This is a genomic window from Desertivirga brevis (assembly GCF_017355835.1).
In genome coordinates this window covers 1-24611 of the sequence record NZ_JAFEWF010000012.1, presented here as the reverse complement: position 1 = coordinate 24611, position 24611 = coordinate 1, and the positions used below count along the sequence as shown (strand labels likewise).

The following is a 24611-nucleotide window of genomic DNA, read 5'->3' as shown; positions in this document are numbered from 1 at the left end:
AGCCCCGCTGATTTATCTACAGGTAGCGAGGCTCTTGAGTTAAATTACATAGATTAGTGTTTCGCAACACGCCGAAGGTATTAACGAAATCAACAGGTAGATATAGGGCTTATTTTTATTTTAAAACCTTTTGCTCAAACTCCTGAATATCCCCAACAGTATCAATCTTAACAGATTCTAAAAAGTCTTCACCCACCGGCTGGATGACTTTCAATCTATCCTGAAGAGAAATCTCCTTATCCAGCCATATCTTAGAATCCTCCCTTGTAACGAAGGCAGGCATGCGATCATGTATTTTACCCCATGCTTCTACTGCCTCATGAGTGATCACCGTACAGCTGCTTATAATTTCTCCTGTACCTTTGTTCACCCAATCTGACCAGAGGCCCGCAAGAAGAGTAAGCTCTTCACCTTTTTGCTTGATAAAATGGGGCTGCTTCTTCTTTTTCTTATTCTTGTCGTCTGCCCATTCATCCAGCTCCTCCCATTCGTAATAGCCATTTACCACCACTAAACAATGTCTCTTTCCTAACAAAGGTTTCCAAATGTTGGAGTTGAGAAGTTTATCGTAACGGGCATTGAAAGTGCTGAGCTTCACCAGAGGTTTTCCGCTTCTAGGATCCGGTTGAGCGAACGGAGGGATAAGTGACCAACGTTTATAGGATAGCTCCTTAGGGTTCGCATCGGAGATAACAGGCACGCTTGCCGCAGGAGGTACATTAATATCAATAGGATGCTCCTTCTCTTTAAGGATAAGATCCAGGGCAGTAAAAATATCTACCGACTCTGGCACTGCTACTCTTCCGCACATAGCTGTTTACATAGAATGTTTATCAATCTGGTCACCAATTGCTTCGGCCAGGTCTTGCCCTAAGCCTCCTTTACTCCAGGCCCATCGCTCAGGAAAATCCATTTTGAGGATTCCGCAATCTTCTCCATCTAAACCAACCAGAAATTCAGAATCTTGTTTCCTCGGATTATGTCCAGGGATAATCATAAACTCGTATAGGGTTCCCTCAAGATACACTTTTACATTAAAAACTGTTCGGGTAGCGCTTCTTCTATCTTCCCCATATTCTCAAGTTTAATCTGTTACAGGTATTCTGGCAAATACGTTTCTATGTATTCTCCAATCAAGTCTAAATCGTCAGTCGTAAATTCATAAGGCCAGGATTTACAGGTATCTATTCTATACACCTGTCTCCAAACCCCATTTTTAAATTCAATAGATCCAAGCTTCCAATTTGACATTCCTACTTCAAACGTGTACTGCGTAGGCCGACTGCAGCAATCCATTTTAATATAGGGCTGGATAATCAGCGTGTGATGTTTGTCCTCAAACATAAAGCCCACAGTCAGATAAGTAGTCTTATGAACCTTAATCACATTTTCAAAATTACTAATATTTTTAGCAAACGTAAGTAATTTTAGAGAGATTTGTCGAAATAGATTAAGACATGGCAACCGGATTATCAACAGACAATTTAGTTCATCACCTGATCAACTGGTTCAACAGTAACGCAAAGACGGAGATATTAGATCGTAATAAACGGGAGGCTATTGTACGATTGAAATTCATGTAGACTACATCAATGGCTCCTACGGCAGGTTTTTCACGCGAAGCCTCTTTCAGCAAAATGCCAGCTACTATCAAAGAAGTTAGTGGAAGTGGTGAAAGAATGGATGAGGGATAACGAGCTCCAGGTGATGCACCTAAAGCTTAAAATAATGAAGCAGGGTGCACAGTTTCCAAGGCAGGGATTGGTAAGGGTGTAGTGTACTCAGCTCTTTCTTAAAGTAGTCAAACTGCGCTGCTAGCTGTTCGTAGCGCTCTTTTTCGGTCTGGCTTTCTACTGTAAACAGTTCCAGCAGATCTTTCTCGTTTAGGGTAGAAAGTTTATCATAGGATAGTTCTAATGCTATAAAACGACTTACATAAGCATCAACTATGTTTCGGTCTACCCTTAATGCCTGAGCCGCTTTACGATTACTGATGTTCTTTTGCTTTAAACGGATTAATGCGCGTATTTCCATCATGTCTATTCGTTGACCTGCCATTTGTGCTGTATGTATTGTACTGCACAAAAATCGCCTGATGGAAAGAGGGCCAATGACCTCCGTTTTCTCTCTGATTTTGGCCCAATAACCTCCGTTATTTGAAACGTAAATTGGCCCAATTGCCTCCGTTATTTAAGAACGTCCCTCTTCAATAACAGTCACTTCTGTTTTTTGGACCAATGACCTCCATTTTACTCTGTTTCTTCTAGTTCGTCGAACTATACTTACATTACTTTTGGCCCAACTCGCAGCGTTATTAATGAGCCATAATCATCCGAGAAGACTGGCTAGATGACTTCCGTTTTTCCGCGACACAGGCTGACTTTATAGAATTTTAAGCCCAGGCTTAATCAAATTATTGCTTGAAAAATCTAATTTTGAGCTATTAAAGTATTGACAATACCTAAATCAACAGATTGTATATGTCTAATTATACCCAGCGATTCCTAAACAAAGAAAATTTTTATTTAGCCTTCAAAAAACTCAGGCAGTATTTAGTTCAAGCCAATGAATGGTATAATCCTGTTGAATTAGAAGCTTATGAAGCACAGCTGCCTTACAAAATTTACAGATTAATTAAAGAAATAGAAGAAAATACATACACACCGCAAGCAATAGAACCATTTCCGTTTCCAAAAAAAAACAAAGGTGATGCTCAGGAAATGCGCCCCTATTTTCGTATTTCACTGGATGATCAATTGATATGGATTGCTATCATTAATATTATTGGAGAAGCAGTTGACACGAAGCTTCCTTTTTGGAATTATGGCAACCGCCTTTACAGACCACTCTGGTATGAATTGGATAAGGATGGGATAAATAGTCTGCAAAAAGGCAGGGTTGCAAATACCTCACAACGGCTTTATAGAAAATGGAACCAAAGCTGGCCTCTTTACAGACGTCATATCTCTATGACCATCAAGGTTATGAGTCGAAATAAAAACTTTCAGCCGGAAGATCTTTATGATGAAAAAGAACAATTGCTATTTGAGGAGAACAACTCTAGCGACCCTGATAAGAACATCTACTTCAATAAAACCTTTTGGCCTGAGATATCAATAGACACACTCTACTGGGCTGGACTTGATTTCTCCCGATTTTTCCCGTCTGTTGATGCTAGTTTAGTAATTTCAAATATGCGAGACATTCTTGCAAATCGCAATGATGTCGGTATCATACTTGACCTTGCTGAAAAAATGTTGACCTTCCCTATTCGAAATCCCTGGGATAAGGCATATTTTCTGAAAGAGTATGGCCTGCAAAAGGCTGACTCGTTCACTGGCCTTCCCACTGGTTTGTATGCGGCAGGATTCCTGGCAAATCTTGCACTTTATAAAATTGATCAAAAACTACAAGACTGGATTGAAGAGAAACGAGATCTGGCACTGTTTAAATATGTTGATGATCAAGTAATTCTTAGCACATCGCAGGAGGGACTTCTGGAATTTTTGAATTTCTATCAAAATCTTCTCTTAGCCGAAGGCAAAGGAATTAAATTCCACCCAGATAAGATGGGCCCGACAGGTGTTTTTATCAAAGATGAAAAAGGAAGATTTGCATTAGGAATACCTGCCAACCAACATTTAGGAAACGAATTGGACGTACAATATCCAGAACCGTTGATGACTCATACGCTCAAAAAGATGTCTGATTTGAACGGAGAGGATTTTAACCTGAGTAATGAGGATGATTTGGAAAAGGCACAGGATGATTTGGAGCATTTTCTAATAGCTGACTTTTCTGAAACGGAAATCCGTAGGGATACTCGAATGTCCTTTGGGGCGATGAAATTAGCTCAACTGGCAAAGCATATTCAACCTGACTTCACTAAACTTGATTTATCAACACGTGATAATAAGGAGGCGATTTTAAATGAAATTTCCGCCCAGCTAAGGAATAAAAAAGAAGAGGAACAGCTCGTAATTATAGAAGAGGCCAAGCGGCTCAAAATTCAAACTATTTTTAGCCGCGAAGTTGAAAAGATTAACAAAAGGTATCACAGGATATTTAACTTGTTACTTAAAGCCTGTAAAGAAAATCCTGACAAAATAAAGCTTTGGAAAAGGACAGTTGAATTCTGCTACTATAGCGGCTATGATGGCATTGAAGAAATTTTGGCCATCATTAATATGGTCGAAGTTCATGATCAAAGTAGGACTTATCTTAAAAGCTATTGTGTATTAATTATTCAGGCATCATTAATAAGAGCTTACAATAATGTCTCCGGTTCCACTGACTTCTGGCGCAGTTATACCAGCTGGAACTTCCTGAGTAACTTAGCATCGTTATCGGCTACGTTCTCCCTGATTAATCCCTCTATCGACTATCCCTTTTTCCAAGAGACGATTTTCAATTTCGAGGTTGTTTCTGGACTTGCTTTCGAGATTCTAACTAGGATACCTCCCGTACTTAGTCTGCTTAGTTTAAGTACAGTAAACAATAAAACCTCCTTCTATACACATAGTTCTAAGTTAAATCCCGCTCGATTTAATAAAAATAATCTTTATGTACTTGAACAGCACCTTTGTTTTTTGCTAAACGAGGTAAACAGTCAGGATAAACCAACTTTATGGCGGGAGAATATTGATTCTCTTGATTGGAATCAACCCATTTCATGGTCCTTAATATCAATGTATCCTAGTTTAATCCCTTTTCACATTTTCAATGCTATACCTCTGATTCATAGCAAAGATGACTCTATGGCAATGGTTTTATCTGAGCGATGGAACTTCTCGGGTAACTCAGGCTTCATGTACGAAGTATTTGAATGCAATCAGCAGATCAAAGATGCTTTTTTAAGCAAATATGATAAGCTTCGGTATATTCTCGATACATCCAAAGAAGAGCAAAACTTAATGGAATGGTATAAGGAAGTGATAAAAGAATCTTCAAAAGATCGATGGACAGACCCGCGATTGTCAGAATGGACCTTTCTGGAAATTATAAGTCAGATTGCCGACACCTATGCTCAGGTTCCGCAAGATCCTGAAAAAATTCTTCTAACAGGCCCCAAATTAACAAGTTTTCACCCTGCAAATTTTATAATACCTGAAAAATGGAAGGCAAACAAAAATACATTAACTTGGCATGCGTGGAAGCGTCGTATACGTTCAAAAGAGAAGATACGCATTGTTGAGGATAGATATCTCATCGATGATTTTCGATACTTTCCAAGTGAAACAAACTGGCAGCAAAGATCGCAATGGTTATATGGTAGCGGTGAGACAGATCTAATCGTCTGCCTTACTGTGTTGCTTGTTCAACTGATTTCCAAGTCATTTTCATGGCCTATCACTTCTAGTAAACGCGTATTTATTGATGAGTTATTTTCTAAAGCCCTTTATTCAATAGAATCAGAAGCAGTATCCTCTGAAACAAGAATTTTAATCGGAGCGATCTTGTCGAGGAAGGAAGTGGAACTCTATTATGGAGAACAGCCAATCAAGCTCTCTAAAGACAAGAACATGGTCACTATAGCCGATTTTAAAACCGAAATTAGGAAAATTCAGAGAAAGCTGGAACAATATCAATTTTCGGTCCGGGATAAAATGCCACGACAATTAACGGTAATTAATATTGACGCGATGAATATGGACGCAAGTACTTTTTTTCACCAATAAAATGACTAATTTATCACAGCACCTTAAAGTTGGCCTTATTCAACCTGTTCTTGATTCTGATAGTTCCTGGGGCGGGCCTACTAAAGTAAACAAAAAGCTATTTTACGAGCTTAATGTGGATTCAATTACTGCTGCTCGAGTATGGGGTGAAATCAAAGCAGGAATAGCTGCAATGCTAAAAGAGCCCGTTCGGCCCGATATTATCTTAATACCGGAGTTACATCTACCTGTATCAAAACTTGCCGATATTAGGCACATCTGTAGAGTAAATGGAATTTTATTTATTGCGGGAATAGACTTCCAGCGACACCCCGCGAGGCAAGACCATATCCGAAACCGAGCAGTTATTTCCATACCAAATAATTTCGGTAACGATTTAAAGGCTACTCGTCAAAACTCTTTTTACTTTGGCAAAACATACTTCACTTATATGGAACGCCAAATGTTTAAACACGGAATTCTGAATGGAGGAGTAGCACAGGCATGCAAAGAAGATCCAGAACAAACCATGTTCATTTTCCAATCCCAACGGTTTGGAAATTTTGGCCTTATAATTTGTTCTGACATTTTTGATATCGAAAGAATGATGCTTTATCAAGGCCAAATTCACCATCTATTTATAATTGCATTAAATAAAGACCTCAATACATACTTTGCAATGGCTGAATCACTTACACGCTTGCTGTACTGCAATGTTGTAATTTGTAATTCTGGTTTTTATGGAGGTTCATTGGCCATGTCACCCTACGAAAAGGACTATCAACGATTGATCTATAAGTATCAGGGGCAGCAGATGTTCAATATCCAAGTCGTTTCACTCCCGGTAGCGGAACTGGATCGGGCCCAGGATTTTGATTATGGCGAAAAGGATAAAAAAGAGGCAAACATCCCATTTAAAGCTAGCCCCCCTGGATACAGGAAAGATAAAAAGAAAGACCGAAAAAAGAAGGTAATTACAATTTAAATAGCGAAAGGCATAAATGATAGATTTCGAAGTGGGCGTAGATAATTCAACCGATCCTGGTTCTGAGCTGATTTTGTCAAAAATATTTTAAATATTTATACTTCACTTGACTTTCTAATAGGGTCTTATATGGCATAAAAATAATAGTACTTTCAACCAAATGAACAGCAGCTGCAGATGAATCTTATCCATCTCATTGTAATGCATAATTTCGTTTAAAACCGAAGTCCAATCCTTTGATTGCTAATTTTTTTAGTATATTTGAAAGTATGATGTTGTTAGAAACTTCTGGATGTGAAATCGTAATAGTGATTTCCATTGTAGTAAATTTGCAAATTGGATAATTCTGTTTTATTATGGCTAAGTTTAGTTTTTCGGGCCACGACACTTTTCCTTGTAGACAATTCTGGTTGAAGAAGGGATACGATTTTGTCAAAGCTAAAAAATCCTTTAATAGTGAGGATGCGGTTATTGATCTTGGAGTGGGTAAAAATATGGTGTCCGCAATTAGATTTTGGATGAGGGCGATGGGCATACTAGATACAGAAGACCAACTCACGGATTTTGCAACCCATCTTCTCGATGACGAAGGGTGGGATCCTTACCTTGAAGATGAGATGAGTTTATGGCTTTTACATTATAATCTTGTAAAGAAAGGGTTAGCTTCCTCCTATAATTTGATTTTTAACGAACTCAGGAGAGAAAAAATAGAGTTTAATAAAAATACATACCTCGGCTTTTTGAAACGAAAGGCTGAGCAAATTAAAACGTTTCAAGTAAATGAAAAAACCATTTCGGATGATTTTGGTGTCCTTATTAAAATGTATATAAGAAGTGACAGCAAGGTTAAGGAGGATATATTTCAAGGACTGTTTACAGAATTAGACTTAGTCAAACCTTTAGGAAAAAGAGGAGAAGAATTATACTCTATTGAAAACAAAGAAAGAGATGAATTACCAGAAGCTTTATTTCTGTATATCATACTTGATAATTGTGGAACAGAATCTTCGTCGATCAGTATCTCCACAATAGAGCAAAATCACAACAATGTAACTTCGGTTTTAGCCATATCGCGAACTTCTTTAGCTAACAAGCTTGAGCAAATATCTAAAAATTACGATTACGTAAATTATAGTGATCACGCTGGGATAAAAGAGTTGCAGATCAAACGGCAAGTCTCCCCATTAGAAATCTTAAACCATTACTATGCTAACTAAGAATGTTGCCTCTATCAATATTGTAAGAGATGTTGATAAAAATATAGAGTACATTCCAACGCCGAATTCTCGTATCATCGCAAGCCAAATTGCTAATGATTTTAAGGAAGGCGTAAGATCTTTTGGAATCATTGGTTCCTATGGAACAGGGAAATCAGCGTTCATCTTAGCGTTACAAAGACATCTCTCGGGACTATCAAAATACTTTGAGGTAGATTTATTAGAGAATGCTAATGTAAAATTCATAAATATTTTAGGTGAATTCCGATCTATTAAAGACGCTTTTGTTGATAAGTTCGATCTTGGAGACTACGAAACTTTGCCACAAAGGATTTTTTCCCAGATTTATAACGAATACTACGATTTAACCGGTGACAGAAAATTACTTGTTATTTTCATAGATGAATTTGGAAAATTTTTAGAATATGCTTTTAAACACTCTGCAGAAAAAGAGCTGTATTTTGTCCAGCAATTAGCAGAGTTTGTTAACAATCCAGATAATAATATTGTATTAATTACAGCTGTTCACCAGAGTTTTGACGCTTACTCTTATAATCTAAATGTAAGGCAGCAAAATGAATGGATAAAAGTTAAAGGAAGATTTAGAGAACTCACTTTCAATGAACCTGTAGAACAACTCCTGTTTTTAGCATCTCAACAACTTTCAAAGGAGAAGAGGGTAGAAAAGAGTAAGGAGATAGAAGTTGGTTTGGATCTCTTTAAGAATACGAGAGCGTTCAATCATTTATCTACAGACCTTCAAAATATTGCTGAGAATTTATATCCTATGGATCTACTTTCTGCTCATATTTTGACTCATGCTCTGCAGAAATATGGACAGAATGAAAGATCACTATTTTCTTTCCTTCAGTCGACCGATCCTACTAGCCTCAGGGAACATTCCAAGCGAACAGATAAGTTTTACAATTTATCCCATGTTTATGATTACCTGATCTTTAATTTCTACTCCTACTTATACTTTTATGGGAATCCGGATCTTGTGGCTTGGAGAGCAATAAAAACTGCACTTGATCTGGTTGAGAGAAAAGTGGAGAACAGAATTGAAGATTATTCGTCAATTGTCAAAACAGTAGGGCTATTAAATATATTTTCAAGTCCTGGCGCTACGTTAGATAGAAACTTTATACAACAATACGGCACTGTTTGTCTAGGAATAGAGGACGCTTCCGAGCTTATTGCTAGTCTCGAAAATGTTTATAAAGTGATAATATATCGCAACTATGCGACGCGATTTATTGTTACAGAAGGAACAGATCTGGATATACCACTAGAACTGTCGAAGGCTTCACAAAAGGTTGATACAGTAAATGATGTTACTACTCTTTTAAATAGATATTACAAATTACCTCCTGTTATTGCAAAAGAGGCAACTTATAAATCGGGGACTCCCCGCCTTTTTGAGTTCCTTATATCCGAGTATCCTAAAAGCATTGTAGCGGAAGGCGAGACGGATGGGTACATTAATTTAATTTTCAATGACAATCTAACATCTGAGGAACTTAAAAAATTTTCGGAGGAACAGGAAGAAGCTATTTTGTTTGGATTATATAAGAATTCAAACGCTATTAAGGAGTTACTTTTTGAAATCGAAAAGACAAAGAAAGTAATTGATGAAAATATCGATGACAAGGTCGCCATTAAAGAGCTTAATGAAATTTTGCTACATCAACAAAACTTACTAAATCATAAAATTCTAAGTAATCTCTATAATTCAAAGGACGTTCAATGGGTTTTTAAGGGCAGCATTCAGGAACGGGTTGTCAATAAAAGAACTTTCAATAAATTATTGTCCGAAATGTGCGCTGAGATTTACGATAAGGCTCCTAGATTCAACAACGAGCTGATTAACAAGCATAAGCTTTCTGGTTCTATTCACAGTGCTAAACGCGGTTATTTAAAAGCATTAGTTGAAAATTGGGACAAGAGGGACCTTGGATTTGCATCTAACAAATTTCCACCCGAAAAAACGATAGCGCTTGCTCTACTTGAAGAAAATGGGATTCGTCTATACGACAATATCTTGGATAACATCCTAGTAGATCCTAAAAATAATTTTCATTTTATATGGGACGCTTCAGAAGGCTTTTTAAATACGGCAAAAGTCTCTAAAAGGAAAGTCTCTGAATTGGGGAGTATACTATCTAAAAAGCCGTATAAGCTTAAGCAGGGATTGATAGACTTTTGGATACCAACATTTCTATTTATTAGAAGAAATGAATTTGCGTTATTCTGTGATGATAGATACATTCCGCAATTATCTTATGAAGTTCTTGAACTAATTATCAAGAATCCGGAAGAGTACGAGATAAAAGCATTCGATATAGTTGGAGTTAAACTTAACCTTTTCAATAGTTACAGAACATTCTTAAATCAATCATCAGAAATCAATCCAGGAAATCAAAGCTTTATCGAAACTATTAAGCCCTTTTTGATCTTCTATCGCAATTTGCCGGAATATTCTAAAAACACAAGTAGATTAAGCAAAGAGGCTAAACAAGTGCGCGAGGTAATTGCCAGAGCTAAAGATCCTGAGCAAACTTTTTTCGAAGCCTTCCCCTCTGCACTAGGGTTCGACTTAAGTCAACTTTTGGAAAATGAAGGCAAACTACAACAGTATACAGAAAAGCTTCAGGATGCAGTTAGAGAATTACGGGGAGCTTACGACGAACTATTGTCTAGAATTGAGGAATTCCTTTCTTTTGGAATACTTGGAGAGGAAATGGACTTTATCGCTTATAAATCAAGGCTAAGAGAAAGATTTCAAGGTATAAAAAAGCACTTATTGTTGCCAAGACAAAAACGTTTCCTACAAAGATTAGAATCAGATCTGGATGATAAAAAAGCATGGCTTAACTCCATAATGCAGCCAGTAGTGGGAAATACCTTGGATAAAATCTCAGATGAAGAGGAGATTATGCTTTATGACCAGTTTGAATTATTAATTCTTGAACTGGACAGTTTGACTTCTTTATCTCAAACAAATTTTTCAATAGAAAAAGAAGATTTATTAAGTTTAGAAATCAGTTCTTTTGATACAGGCCTGAATAAGAGAATAATTAGGCTTCCTAAAGACAGAAGGGAGGATGTAGAGAAAGTAGAAATGGAATTACGGAAAACACTTTCAAATAATACTATAACTGATTTGGCCGCTTTATCGAAGATACTAAAGGAGTTGATGGAGAAATGAAGAAAGTAAGACATGTGCTCGGTATATCCGGAGGTAAGGATAGTGCAGCACTAGCAATTTATATGAAGGATAATTATCCCGACCTTGATATTGAATATTATACTTCAGATACAGGTAAGGAGCTAGGTGCAACTTATAAACTGATCGACCACCTGGAAGTTTATCTTGGTAAGAAAATTACACGCTTGCAAGCATTCGACGGTAGTCACAAGAACCCATTTGACCATAAGCTAAAAACCCTAGGGGGATTTTTACCCTCTCCTGTAAATAGATGGTGTACTAAAAGTTTAAAGCTTGACACATTCGAAAGATTTGTTGGGAACGACCCTGTCATATCGTACGTGGGAATTAGAGGAGATGAAGACCGTGAAGGCTACATCTCAACGAAATCCAATATTCAATCAATTTTTCCCTTCCGGCAAAATATTTGGAGCGAAGATGTTATTAATAAGGTTTTAATTGAAACGAATCGAATTAAAGTTTGCGAAATTTATGACAGGTTGATCCCGGCATCGAACGGGGATTATTTTCGTGAAATTCTTTGTACGCCCTTGACGATTAATTTTAATCAGAAGCAAAAACTCAATTCACTACTTCGGACCAATACAAAATTATTCAATAGACTCGTTTTTGAATTTCTTAAAACTACATCATATCCTCTTGCTGCTGAGCAAAATTTTTCTTTGGTTGATGATGATCGAGTCTTAAAAATAGATGATATCTTCACGATTTTAGAACGGAGTGGAGTAGGAATTCCAGAGTATTATAATAAAATAGAGTTTCAAGTTAATGGCAAGAAGGGTAGTTACTGTAGAAGCCGTTCGGGTTGTTATTTCTGTTTTTATCAACAAAAAATAGAATGGGTTTGGTTACTAGAGCAGCACCCTGAGCTTTTCAATCAGGCAAAAGAATATGAGCGGGGAGATTATACGTGGAATCAAGACGAAACTTTGGAAGAATTGAGCCGGCCAGAAAGAGTTAGACAAATTAAGGAGGATTATTTGGCTCGTCAATCTCGCTCAGATAATTCGAACTCATCATTTATGATTGATAACATTTTGGATGCAGAAGAAGAAGGGTGTGCTTCTTGCTTTATTTGAATGGATAATAAGGTAAATAATTACTGGTTGAAGGTTCTTAGCGGATCGAGTATCAACGACCATTGTGTTTATGCTTTAAGTGAGCTTGATAAGATTCCAGAAGTCCCAGGAATTTATGCTTGGTATTTAAAACTTGATAGTACTAATTTGGAGGATTATTTTAAGTTGTATAAACAAAAGCGTATAAAGGTGAATATAGAGGGACCATTAAAAGAGTCTTACCAAGGAAGTATAAAATCTACTTATAATGCTAAAGACTTCGAAAGTCCAAGTATTGATTTCGACTTGTGTGAAATAGCTAGCCTTGCTTTTAGCCCACCCCTCTATATTGGAATATCAAAGAATTTAAAACGACGTTTGAATGAGCATGGAGACGAATTGGAGGATATTTACTTTGGAAAAACAAAACTAAGCCCACCTACGCCATTACGTAAAATTGATTTTGACACAGAAAAAGAATCAAGTCATTTTGCTCAAAGGATTGGTACCACTATCAAATCGTTTAGGAAAATGAAGCTAAGTTCGCTATATATTAGAACGATAGAAATGCCAGTTGGATATATTTGGAATGATTTACAAAAAGTTGAAAAATATTTAAATAGAACTTACAATCCCATTTATGGCAGGAAATAAGATAACCGGTAAATCAATAAATCAAAGAAAGTACATTGATTTACATGGCATGTACGGGGTTTTTGATTTACCAAAAAAAACAGTCAAAGTAAGATATTTCTCTACACTTGCTACTGGAAGTGATAACAAGTCTGATTCATATACCCTATTAAAAGAATTAAAACCTATGAGGGAAAGGGTCAAGGCTAGTGAAATAAAGGATCTTGCATCCCTTCTTCAACGGAATCTGGATGACTACCGTGTGGCATATGAGCTAATACCGTATTTAATAAAAAATCAAAGTATTGCATTTTTTCCAGCAGTATTGGGTGTTCTAATGCCTAAAAATTTACTAAGCTCTAATATTAGCTCCGCATATCCTCAATGTAAAGTCAGTACTGCGTCGGATGGTAGTGAAAATCAAATTTTTAATTTCGATGATAAGTGGAAATTAGAACTTTTCAACATTAATAATCAGCAAAGCAGATTGGGGATATTGTCAATAGACATTTCTGATGTAGATATTATAGTTTTGGACGGACAACATAGAGCAAATGCTTTCCGTGTTGCATGCGGAGCTTTTTCTGACAAGGATAGCACAGTCTATCCTGCATTTTACAAAGATGTTGTACCTTCTGATGCGCTAAATGCGGATCTGCCGATTACCCTAATTTGGTTCGAGGATGATAAATTTGAATCGGATTTTGACCCTAAGTACATCTCAAGGAGACTTTTTGTTGATGTTAACAATTCAGCCAAGAAAGTAAGTAAATCAAGGAAAATTCTACTTAATGATTACGAAATACCCTCTTTACTAACTCGTTTCTTTTACTCAGCTGTTGCTACTAGTAATTCCTTTGCATTAAATACATTTTCGCTTTTTCATTCAGAATTCGATAAGGATTCTGATTTAGTCGAGTCATCAAGCAATGTCCTAGCAATAACTAATCCGGAATTCGTATATGAAATCCAGTCGTGGTTGACTTTAGGATCAAGACAATATAACCAGTTACATCAATATAAAAGTAGAGATTATTTTAAGAACAATTCTTTTGAGTTTTCCGAGATTTTCAATTCTCCCATATTTAACAGTTCCCACATAAATTATGATGATGAATCGTTAAATAGTAAAGTTGTGTCTATTAATGATTTTAAAAAAATTGGTGACTTCGAAAATCAATATCTCCAAGTTTTACATCCTCCATTATACTCGATCTTTTCAAAATTTACACTATTTCAACAGCATTACAAAGCGTGCACGGAGATAGGGAATTGGTATGATGAAGAGATGAATACAACTCAGCGAACTGTGTGGGAACAAGTTTTCTGTGGGGGCGAAGGCCTTTATTATACATTTAAGAGTAAGGAGCTTAAAGACAAGGCAAACAAAACTTTAAAAAATTATGTGCAGGCAATTGACGAAATAGAAAAAAGGTTTAAACAGATTCGTGCGGAGTATTTTAAAGGGAGCAAAGAGAAGGAGGTTAACCTTTGCTTCGAATCAGCGACTACAAAAGCATTTCAAGTCGGTCTATTTATGGCTTTAGACCTCTACAAAGATTCAAATGTTTTCAACGATAGCTATGAAGATTTTATTTCCGCATTAAATAAAATATCACCAGAAGACTGGGTAACAATTTTGACTGATATAAAACCTGAACTTATCAAAGGTGTAGATCCTAAACTATGGCCTTCGTATCAAAAGCTTATTATTCGGGTGATTCAGAAAAATGAGTCGCCATATTACTTGAATACAAATTTTCTCAGCTCCCCGGATGGTAGAATATTTAAAGATCGTGTTATTACTTACTTCAACTCCTGGTGGAACACTAGAGATGACATTTCAGAGGGAGATTTAACCGTAGATGTAATTTCGATGACAACGATTAGCAAATGGGGAAGGCAAGCAAAAGATGAAGTTGATAACCTTTTTCTAAAAGCAAACATCCCTATCATAAAAGAAGTGGATACAAATAATGAAGCATTGAAAGTTATCAATGAAATTATAGGCAAGCCTAGTTCCTAAATTAAAAGAGTACTTCCTACTTCTTAAAGCAGAAAGTACTCTTTTTAACTAGACAGGTTCAAAGTCCTTTATCAATTCCCAAAATGCCTTATCCTTTATTTTTATAGGCTCACTTCCAGCCAGATTAACAATGCTGTAATGCTTATCTAGACTTTTAATCACCCCTGTTAAAGCGTCCCTGTCATTCCTGTTGGGTAAATCAAATAAGGTAGCAATTTCCTTGTCTTTGATCTCATTCACCCTATGTATGATCCAGGTAAGAATATAGTTGGAATACTCATTTTCTGCAGTTATGAAATGATTTAAAAATTGCGTTGATAAAATTGTTCCGACACCGTACTCTCTTCCTTCTTTCAGTATCTTTCTGAGCGATTCAAAGTCCTTACTTAAAAAATTATCAGCCTCATCAACAAGAACAATTTTATTAATTTGTCTAAAGTCCCCGTCTATCTTACTATGTCCATCAATCTGCATTTGTGAGTAAAATTGATCAAGTGTTATAGCCACTATTAAGTTCTGCAAATCGGTGCTATATCCATTCAAATTAATGATTGTAACTCCATCTATAAGTTCAAATAATGGTTTTGTTTTTTCTCCATCAGACTCAAAGATCTCATAGTCATATATTTCCGTTAAAGCAGCATGTAAACTATCAATTTTAGGATTTTCACTTTCTAGATAGATTTCACATACTTCATTAATTGTTGGTGCAATCCTTCCCCAAGTTTTGGGCTCATCCCTTATTATACCTGCATTTGCGTAAGCTTGCATGATAATTCCTCGTAGTGCTGTCTTTTGTATATTTCCTAAAGTAAAGGCCTTCGAGATTGTCTCTTGTAACGTCCTAGTAGTATGCAGAGGAAGCAATGGTTTGGGGTTCTTTCCAATAGCTAAAGCAAGAGGATTATAGGGTAGCTTATGTAGCTCGTAGATTTTAGCATTTGTTGCATTTACAAAGTCCTCTTTTATATAATCTCCCTTGTAGTCAAAGATTAAAATACCGAGCTTTTTTGCCTCTACATTATCCTTTGTATTCCTTATTAATTGTGTGATAAGAGACTTTGTAAATTGAGTTTTTCCTGTCCCCATTGTACCTATGATGCCAGTATTCATATGCATGACCTTATTAGTTGAGGTTGGAAACCAATCAATAGGCTTACCATTGCTAGCTTGGCTTCCAAACAACACCTTTAAAGGAGATTTCGAATATGGTTGTACAGGTTCCTCTATAGTTTCTTTTTTGAGGGATTCTTCAGCCTTAATCTCCTCAATGTAAAGCGAATCTTCATCGATGATCTCAATTCCTGCCTCTGACTCTACGGAAAGAAGAAAGTCGGGGTCTTCAAGTATGTTGCGTACAACAGAAGTACAATATTTTTGTTCAAATAGATCAGAAATGGTAATGCCGATTGCATTCTGATCCGAATATCGGGCTTTCAATTTCTCTACAGACTGCACCAAATCATTTAGTCCGTCTGACTCAAATAAACTTATCTGTAAGTAATTCTCTCGCAACGTTAACTCTCGTCTACCGTATGAAGAATTCTCTTTGAAGGAAAGAACACCGAAATTCCCAATGTAACTGTTGAGCGTTCCAATAGAAAATGAATCATTTAGAAGCTTACCTCGCCACCGTTCAATATTTTCCCACCTGGGTGAGTATTCGGGCCAAACATTATACAGTGCCAATTTTTGTGCGCCGGTTAAAATCAATTTCGAGAAGTAATTCCGGTAAATTTTTCCGCTCAGGCCTGATTGTGAAAGAGTCTTTATAATTAATTCAAAAGAATTTTTTCCTTGGGTAACCCCTTTTTTGATAACCTGAGAAGAATTATTGCCGATCTTCACTTCTACCGGGTAAAAATATAATTGTAGTACACCTTCAATTTCTTCAAGGCCTACCATCAATAAATCGTCACTAAACTGCCCGGTCTTATTTAGATTCTTCACTGAAAACAATCCTGACTTTTGTTTCAATCCTGCCCCCCCAGTCACCCTAAGAATTTCTTCTAAAGACAGCACTACCCACGTTATTTTCGGATGATCAAGAATTGCTAACAACTCTTTTACCGCTGATAGAATGCTAACTTTCTCTTTTTCTACCTTTTCATGAGGGTTCTGCGATCCAAGCTTCAATAGCCAATATCCGTTAATTGCATTGAACATATCAATAATAGGCTTAATTGCACCATCAAGGTTCTCGACTTTCGAGTTCAGATAGTCCTTAAGAATATATTCGTACTGCTCCCACTTACTTGTGACCGTAATAGAATCAAAACCACTAGATGTACTATATTGATCTGTGTAGTGTATTATAACAACATCTTTATCACTTTTGAAAAAGCTTAAATCAACACGAGGATTGATAAAAGTAACCCATTGTGAACTAGAGTAAACTTCCTGCAAGTTTTGCTTGACTTTACTGTTTATTACCGAAGCAAAGGCATAATGATCTTTATAAATTTGTGAAGTTCCCTCTATATGGGCGAGAGAATTAAGCTTCCTAGACAGTTGAAGCAAAATATTCCCATCAACTTCCTCTAAGTATTTAACTCCAAAGCCTGTGCGGTAATTCCCTTGACTATAAATAGAAGGCAGGTCAGATAGGATACCACCCAGTGATACTCCAGACGCTATTTCGCTTGTGTTGTTGTCGGATTTCTCCACATCACTTTCGTCAAATTGATGGAAAGTAATATGAGCATATTCATAATTTGTTTCATTTTTATTTGAGTCAGTTTTAAGGAAAAACTGAACTTTTTCATGATAAAGTTTCAAGAAGTCCTCAACTTCAAGTTTTCCGCGCAACTGCTCTAGGTTTATGCCAAACTCGCTTTTAATGATTTCTGCATTTTCGAACTTAGAAAATTGCTCAAAGCAAGTAACGAAACTTTCTGAGCCGTAAATGTTGATGGAAATAGGAAAAACGTCATTCGGATTCTTAGAATTTTTTGAAAGTTCTTTTGTAGCCGAACTAAAATATTCAAAAATCCCCTGCAGAGCTTCTCTCCCGTCTCCAATATTAATTAAGTTTAAGCGTATTGGAGCATTTTTTTCAATGTATAAAAAGGAAAAGTGTTTCACAAACTCCCTGATTTTAGAAGACATCATCTCAGGAACATTTTTCCGATTTATCGACTGACCTTCAACTGTAGCATTAACATAATACAACCAGTCGGGAGATTGATCTTGATCAACGCCTATAAAATACTCTTTCTCGCCGCCTCCATCATTTATAAAAGGTAGTAGATTTATAGGGGAAAATTTCTTTGCAAGCTCCCCGTTTTCATTATTCCAAAATTGTTCGTCTAGGGAATCTAATAATGTTAATTGGTATGCTACTAAAAGTGGATGTAAGGGGGAAAGTTTTAGCCGCTCTAAATTTCCTTGTTCCCTAATTGTGCCAATCCGTAATAGAGACTTTTGAGTTATTGAAAGGGAGCCATTTTGTTCTATATTGTTAAGTTGTGATAGATAGATGTTTATGTATTTCTGATATAAAGTCCTGAGTTCTCCATCAACATAGATAGTACTAGGTAAAATTCTATAACTTCCTTTAATTGTTGACCGGAAATAGGAAATGATATTTTTATATGCCTCATCCAAGTCGGGAGGTAAGACACCTGTTTTATCTTCTAGCTTTCCATGTTCAGTTATGACAATCTCTGAATATCCTAGATCAATTATTTCTTCTTCTAATTTTAGATTTTCCCTGAAATCTCCAGTTGGGAAATACACTGTATTAAAATGCTCCAGAGTAATAATTTCTCTATCAGGACGCTTTTCATCTGCCCTTTTAAGGTAATAGAAAGATTTTTTACTAATATTCTTTTTACTCCAAACAGCTTGTCCTCCTATTGGTGCAGGTTTAATACCTGACATCACGAATCTAGCAAAGATTGAAGCAGACTTGTAATTTAGGGTAAATGGTAGAGATAGGCTGTCTGTTACATCAACTTCTCCTAATTCGAGTTTTAAAGATTGCTCTGACGACAGCTCGTAGGCATTACTTGGATAAAATAAAATCGGTTCTGTATCTAATCCGTCTTCGTTGAAAAGTAAGTAATCATCGGAATAGAACTCAATTCCAAATTTGCCATTTTTTTGAATCTGGACTATATATTTAGTTTTAACCGGTCTTAAAATAGCCTCCGCAAAGGGTACTACAAGAACTTTAAAAACATAAGTATTTTTTTTGCCATCCTTCATTTCCGTGTACAGGAGTCTACAGACACTGAAGTCGGTTGAACTCTGTATTGAAAACGTGATATGTAGAGATCTATTTTCTTCTTCTATAGTTGCTAAACCTGGCCCCGAAAAAGCTTCAAGGGAAGGTCGTTTTTTGAATTTCAGATCAACTGAAAGTTCATCTTGCAGCTTAGGATTAAAAATAATAATATTTCGAATTTTCGATTTGCTTGCACTAGTCCCTTCCTCTTTATCCCAAATAATATTCCCTTCACAAGTGATTCCATCAATATTAGGAATATACTCATTGAATTTTATATTGTCTCTATTTTCTTCATATTTCAATATTTGATCAAATGAAACGTTTTGCCAGTTTTCTCTGTCCGAAAGGGCTTTTTGTCCACTTTTATCAAAATGTCTTTCCAAATAATCATCCAAAGTGCCTAGTTCCTCGTTCTGAGAAATTTCTGAAAAGTACTTTCGATTTTTCAAGACCCTGTAACGTATTTCTTTCTTTGGTAGCTCTTCATCATGAACTTTTTCATCAAAAAATACACCTAAAAGGTTATAATCCTCTTTAACAAGTTTTTTAGTTATTAAAATTATTAAGTATTTCTTCAGATCAAAAACATTTGAGTTTTCGATTTGGTAGTCACTAGACTCTGATTTTATCAGCTCTCGCAGAAATTCTTTTTGAGTTGAGGTGAACGCCGGTTCTTTTGAAAATTCTGAAATAATGTTTCTACTAACCGTTTCATAGTGCAGTGGCATGTCTCTACTAGCCAGGCTCTCTGCACCTTTGTTTATACTCTCAAGCTCAGATGAGTGAATGAAAAAAATGGCAGAATTACTCTCAAAGTGTGATACTTTTTGAAAATTATTCCTCAGGCCGGTGAGTAAGTCCTCGTTATCATGGCTAGCGATTATAATTTTTGTATCCTTTATGTTGAGTGCATAAGTTTCGTAATCATTATAAAGAAAGGGAACAACTTCAATACCTTCTTCTTTGTATGCAGCTTCAGCAAAAGTTTTTAAACAACTATATAATTGATGGACATCTGATTCCCTCTCAAATCTTATTTGATACTTACTTCCATCCTTTATAGTGCCAGCCGTAAAAAAATCTAGTATCAATTTTGATAAATAGAAATATAATCTGTTCTCCTGTACCATTACCTGTTATATAAGCGAGTTACATATTGGGCATCCCCGCTGTCGCTCTTTTTTTCTAAAATGTTTATTTTCTCAAAGAAATTTACAACTTCTCGTTTAGATTGATTATCAAGCAATATTCCTCTTCTTTCTAGTTGCAACCATAATTGACTAATCAATATCTTTTCTTTCCTCGAACTCATTATGCTCATCTCTGTAAAAAGCAGAAGGCCTTCCTTATCTAGTTTTAAGGTCCCTCCTAAGCTGCCTCTAGACTTATAGTAGTTTAATTTCACAAACTCTTTGTACCAAGCGTTAAAAGAACGATAAGCTGCCCTTCGCGTGTAGGATTTCTCGAATTGATATTTTATCATCGAGTACAGTTTATGTATTAGAGACGTGGAGTGGTAGGTTGAATAAGTTTTTCCTTCAGGTATTTGATAGTTGGCCTCGAAATCAGACCAGTCAGTATCTTTAATGCCGTCGCGATATCTGTTAATAAGTTTATTAACAACTAGGGTTAATTCCTTTTCTGATTCTTCATCCATTTGCTCGATATCAGTCTGGATTTCCTTATAAGTAAAACATTTCTTAAGAAACCCGCCCTCAGATTGAATTGTATGTAAAAGCTCTAAACAATTTGCATGGGCAAACATTGGTTCAACTAGCTTTTCCAGCTTTCGCCATCCATTATCAATCGCTAATCTTGATTTAGATAGCTTTTCCCAATCAAGAGAAAAATAAAATAAACTGGGTTTGGGATTATCACTAAATAGATTGCCTAACTGAGTAGTCAACTTCAATATGTATTGGAAATAATAGAATTTTATAAGAGTAGAAACCTTCTCTGTAAATAATGATTTGTTTTGGATCAAATTACTTAGGTCTTCTTTAAAAAGATTTCGGATTTCCTTCACCAAAAGCCCTTCGTAATAACCCTTGCTATTATAAGTTGATACTCCATTACTTGTAATATTTTTAAACTTATCAAGGACAAGTTGATAAAGAATATTATTTGCAACATTATCAGATATTGTACTCTCTATTATTTGCTTTACCTCATCATCAATTAACAAGTTGCAAATAAAATTTTCTAGGTTTTTTAATTTCGCATTTGGCCATTGGAATCCTAAATGAGGTAAAACTTGAAATGAGAATAAGATTAAATGGTCATTTTTATCAAAAAGTAATTCCTCAATGATGTCTTCAAGGTCTTCCTTATTAGGTCCAGCATCTACTTCGTCTACAATTAGTTGTATCAATTGATCTTTAGGCAGCAAGGAGGTTTGCTCCATTCCGAGACATGAACGATGAAACTTTCCGGCAACGCCATAAAAATTGATCAGATCTAAAGATGACTCTGGGAGTTCTTTCAATTCGGTTGCAAATGGAAATAGCTTGATTAAATTACCTTTATTGTGCTGAAACCCTTTTTTTGATCCCTCGAAAGAGGATGAATAACCTTGTTCGTCTATTGAGAAAAGCATTTTCTAATTAGTTGTGAATTCATATCCAAATGCATTTTTAAAAGAAAGCTGATATCTCTTTCTTATACTTCCATTAATTTTTTCAATATTAATGCTCTTTACGTCTTTTGATGCCTCAGAAATAGTTGTGTCTACAAACTTCTGAAAGTCAATATGCTCATCTCTATCAAACTTGTTAGGGTGATATCCGTGTATTACCTTTTTTAATAGCCTATATAAATTAAAATCCAATGTGAATGGATTATTTACAGACCCTGCAGTAATGTCTACAACTATTGAAGTGTCAAAGTCATACAATTCTTCGCATTCCCTCTTAGCTAACACTTTGATTGAAGCAGGAGCAATTAGGATGTTTTGACTAATATTATAGGTTAGTTGATGTTTTCCTATTGGGACTGTGACTTCATTCTCAGAGCGTGCATTACCATTCCAAGTATGTATAGCCTTAATAGCTATCTTGTATAATGTCTTTAATGTCGAAACGTTACCAGTGTGATAAGCATATAAGTACCGAGCGTAAGCATAAAAATCTTCTAAGTCAAGGTTAAATTCATTAAGATTGTTCATGTAAAGAGACCTTACAAAAGTTTTCACTAAATCCCGTTTTTCTGCGAGATCAAAACCTTCACTACGCCAAACATTAAGGTCTATGTTTTTAGACTCAAAATAACTGATAGTATATTCGGAAGAGCTTAATTGAAAAATTAGGTTATCAAGCTTTTCGCTCCGTAAACTAAGCGGATCCAGCTGCTTAATGGCGGATAACAGAGCAGAGCGTCCTTCGGAATCAAACAACTTGTTATAAAGTGAGTGCTTCAAAGAAAAATAAAAGTCGCTGTAGTCTTTTAACGACTTAAGACTCTCACTCGATTGTTGTTGGTAAGGATAGGGTACAATTATGTCATAAATAAAATTAAGCAAGTCCCTTATTGAAACTATTAATTTAAATTTAACAATTGCGTAAATAATCAAATTTATTAGAGCTTTCTGAACTTCTTTTTTAGAAATCTGCAAGTAATTGAATCTGATAACGCAGTTGTCCCTATAGGGATGATTTGAGTAAAAATCAATAAATGCTTTGTAAAAAGGGTTGCTTGCTTCCGGTGCTGTGATTTTTTCAAACAGAGTCTCTAACAGCGCAGAGGTCGCTCCTTCTTTATTCAGGCTAAATAATTTAAAATCAGCTAAGTTGATAAATTGAAAAAAACTTTCCTCGTAGTAATGATGGGAAACCGCTCGGTTTTCTAGAATTCCTTTGTTTCTTACAAATAATGAAAGCTCACTAAACGAGACCGAAGTTTCATTCAAAAACCTAGATAATACTCCCAAATTAATTGCAACAATCTTGGTGACCTTCGCAGAATTTTTTATCTGCAACTCATCATCACTAAAGGGTTTCAAAAAATCCTCCAGTTCCTCAACCCAGCTCTTACTGACGTAATTGCTTTCCGTGGCGTCATTTCTCACACCTACAGAACCCATTAAGTCGGCATATTTGTTGAACAACTTCGCTAACATGTGAGATTTCCCATCGCCCACGTTTCCTGAGATCAAAATCAACCGAGATTGCTCGCTTTTTACTGATGAAATGACAATATTCTCTAATACCTGGTCGACAGGTCGGTCAACATGCAGATAATTTTTAAAATCATCGAAACTATTATGAGTTCCATCAACAACCGCTTCTCGTGAGGAAATACTTAATTTATCCAGTAACTCTTTAAACATCAAGGGATTTTTTTTATAAGGACTAAGTTAAACGGCCTAGACATTCTTGAAATAAGGTTAACAACTAATAATTGCCTTGACCGAGGATCTAAAATACAAAAGATTAATGAGGAATATTCTTCCAACCTCTAAGAAATTGAAAAAATCATACAAGCAATTTTTCTATCATCAAATCGTTACCTCTTTATAAGAAAACTAATAGCCGCTAAATTAAGGTTGGTCATTTTCCCTCAAAAAATTAACCTATGTTTCTCCAAAAGACCTCTGCAATATCTTTTGGAAGCTTTGGAATAACTTTTTCCTTAATCAGAATAGCATCAAGCAAGGACGAGTCATAAGCTTTTTGTATTTCTTGGAAAAGTTTATTAGCGATATGCATAATAAATCCGCTTCGCCCATCCTGCTTAAACTCCTCACCTACAGTCGATTTCTATATCTCTTAATTATATGAACCTTTAGTTTTCCTTAACTAGGAAAAAAACGGTCGATACAAGATAATTGATGGTGACAAAAAGGCTTGGGAACTTAAAACATGCCTTACAAAGTATGGAGAACTGTCGGATGGTGTTAAAACAAATCTTGAATTCTTTATAAAACTCAGGAACAAGATAGAACACCATTGTATCGATAAAGAAGAAATCGGCATGATGATTTTTGGGGAATGTCAGGCACTCTTGTATAATTTTGAGAATGAACTAATCAAACTCTTCGGGCACGAATACGCCTTAAATGAAGCTTGGCATATTCCCTGCAATTTTCGAGAATCAGAACAAGAGAACAGACTGAAGCTAATAAACAATTACTTTCTACAGAGGTAAAGCAACTTAAAGAGTTTATTGAAAAATATAGAAATGGAATTGATTTTGAAGTTTTCAATACTCAGGAATATAGTATTAAGTTAATCCAGGTTCCCAAAATAGCTAACACGAATAAAAATGATCTCGCAATAGAATTTGTAAATTGGAATTCACTATCTAACGAAGATAAGGCCAGCTTTTCAAAGCGTATCCGCCCGAACAACTACATATTGTCAGTTTCAACTAGTTTCTTAAAGTTCTGCGGATAGAGATCTCTGATATTCTTATGGTTGATCGTCATGATATTCTCCAGGGCGTATTTTAACCATCGGTAAGGGTTCACCTCGTGCTTCTTGCATATAGCAAAAAAGGAATAGAGCATTCCTGCACGAGTAGCAGCATCATGACTTCCTGCAAAAAGATAGTTCTTGCGGCCTAAAGCAATCGGACGGAT

At 35.9% G+C, this 24611-nt stretch carries 15 protein-coding genes and 2 pseudogenes; 9 read left to right on the top strand and 8 right to left on the bottom strand.

The window, feature by feature from the left end:
* Positions 1 to 115: 115 nt before the first annotated feature.
* From J4N25_RS23340 to J4N25_RS23330, 3 genes are all read right to left on the bottom strand, one after another.
* Entirely contained in the window at positions 116 to 811 is a 696-nt protein-coding gene (locus tag J4N25_RS23340; protein WP_207424305.1) for an SOS response-associated peptidase, read from the bottom strand.
* A gap of 6 nt (positions 812 to 817) precedes the next feature.
* Complete coding sequence (locus J4N25_RS23335) at positions 818 to 997, bottom strand: hypothetical protein (protein WP_207424304.1); 180 nt, start codon at positions 995 to 997, stop codon at positions 818 to 820.
* A gap of 95 nt (positions 998 to 1092) precedes the next feature.
* Positions 1093 to 1386 (bottom strand): hypothetical protein, encoded by a 294-nt coding sequence (locus J4N25_RS23330; protein ID WP_207424303.1) that lies wholly within the window; start codon positions 1384 to 1386, stop codon positions 1093 to 1095.
* A gap of 71 nt (positions 1387 to 1457) precedes the next feature.
* Here J4N25_RS23330 and J4N25_RS27000 point away from each other — a divergent pair, with 71 nt between their 5' ends.
* A complete protein-coding gene (locus tag J4N25_RS27000; RefSeq protein ID WP_255537144.1) occupies positions 1458 to 1583 on the top strand; it encodes a hypothetical protein in 126 nt (41 codons plus the stop codon).
* A 130-nt stretch (positions 1584 to 1713) separates the two neighbouring features.
* Here J4N25_RS27000 and J4N25_RS23325 read toward each other — a convergent pair whose 3' ends face one another.
* On the bottom strand, positions 1714 to 2058 hold the full coding sequence (locus tag J4N25_RS23325) for a hypothetical protein (RefSeq protein ID WP_207424302.1): 345 nt from the start codon (positions 2056 to 2058) through the stop codon (positions 1714 to 1716).
* Between the two features lie 422 nt (positions 2059 to 2480).
* Between J4N25_RS23325 and J4N25_RS23320 the strand changes: the two genes are divergently transcribed.
* The 7 genes from J4N25_RS23320 (at position 2481) to J4N25_RS23290 (ending at position 14805) form a co-directional block, all read left to right on the top strand.
* Entirely contained in the window at positions 2481 to 5678 is a 3198-nt protein-coding gene (locus J4N25_RS23320; protein ID WP_207424301.1) for an RNA-directed DNA polymerase, read from the top strand.
* A gap of 1 nt (position 5679) precedes the next feature.
* The gene (locus J4N25_RS23315) at positions 5680 to 6642 is read left to right on the top strand and encodes a carbon-nitrogen hydrolase family protein (RefSeq protein WP_207424300.1); all 963 of its coding nucleotides are present in this window, start codon (positions 5680 to 5682) and stop codon (positions 6640 to 6642) included.
* Positions 6643 to 6998: 356 nt separating this feature from the next.
* A complete protein-coding gene (locus tag J4N25_RS23310) occupies positions 6999 to 7859 on the top strand; it encodes a DUF4007 family protein (protein ID WP_207424299.1) in 861 nt (286 codons plus the stop codon).
* Positions 7849 to 11067, top strand: coding sequence for a hypothetical protein (locus J4N25_RS23305; protein ID WP_207424298.1), 3219 nt, complete (start codon positions 7849 to 7851; stop codon positions 11065 to 11067). Before J4N25_RS23310 ends, J4N25_RS23305 begins: the two co-directional genes overlap by 11 nt.
* The gene (locus J4N25_RS23300) at positions 11064 to 12167 is read left to right on the top strand and encodes a phosphoadenosine phosphosulfate reductase family protein (protein ID WP_207424297.1); all 1104 of its coding nucleotides are present in this window, start codon (positions 11064 to 11066) and stop codon (positions 12165 to 12167) included. The genes J4N25_RS23305 and J4N25_RS23300 overlap by 4 nt, the downstream gene beginning before the upstream one ends.
* Positions 12168 to 12800, top strand: a complete 633-nt coding sequence (locus J4N25_RS23295; protein ID WP_207424296.1) for a GIY-YIG nuclease family protein — start codon at positions 12168 to 12170, stop codon at positions 12798 to 12800. It begins immediately after the preceding gene.
* Positions 12787 to 14805, top strand: a complete 2019-nt coding sequence (locus J4N25_RS23290; RefSeq protein ID WP_207424295.1) for a DNA sulfur modification protein DndB — start codon at positions 12787 to 12789, stop codon at positions 14803 to 14805. The genes J4N25_RS23295 and J4N25_RS23290 overlap by 14 nt, the downstream gene beginning before the upstream one ends.
* A 48-nt stretch (positions 14806 to 14853) precedes the next feature.
* On the opposite strand, the gene J4N25_RS23285 is transcribed toward J4N25_RS23290, so the two are convergent.
* The 3 genes from J4N25_RS23285 to dptF are packed head-to-tail and all read right to left on the bottom strand — an operon-like array spanning position 14854 to position 23360.
* Entirely contained in the window at positions 14854 to 20127 is a 5274-nt protein-coding gene (locus J4N25_RS23285) for a helicase HerA domain-containing protein (RefSeq protein WP_207424294.1), read from the bottom strand.
* A gap of 38 nt (positions 20128 to 20165) precedes the next feature.
* Positions 20166 to 21632, bottom strand: a complete 1467-nt coding sequence (gene dptG, locus J4N25_RS23280) for a DNA phosphorothioation-dependent restriction protein DptG (RefSeq protein ID WP_207424293.1) — start codon at positions 21630 to 21632, stop codon at positions 20166 to 20168.
* 3 nt (positions 21633 to 21635) lie between these two features.
* Entirely contained in the window at positions 21636 to 23360 is a 1725-nt protein-coding gene (dptF, locus tag J4N25_RS23275; RefSeq protein WP_207424290.1) for a DNA phosphorothioation-dependent restriction protein DptF, read from the bottom strand.
* 488 nt (positions 23361 to 23848) lie between these two features.
* On the opposite strand from dptF, the pseudogene J4N25_RS27210 reads away from it, so the two are divergent.
* Positions 23849 to 24178: pseudogene (locus J4N25_RS27210) on the top strand (DUF3644 domain-containing protein); the annotation flags it as partial.
* A 202-nt stretch (positions 24179 to 24380) separates the two neighbouring features.
* Here the strand turns inward: J4N25_RS27210 and J4N25_RS23265 are convergent.
* A pseudogene (locus J4N25_RS23265) lies at positions 24381 to 24611 on the bottom strand (IS66 family transposase); the annotation flags it as partial.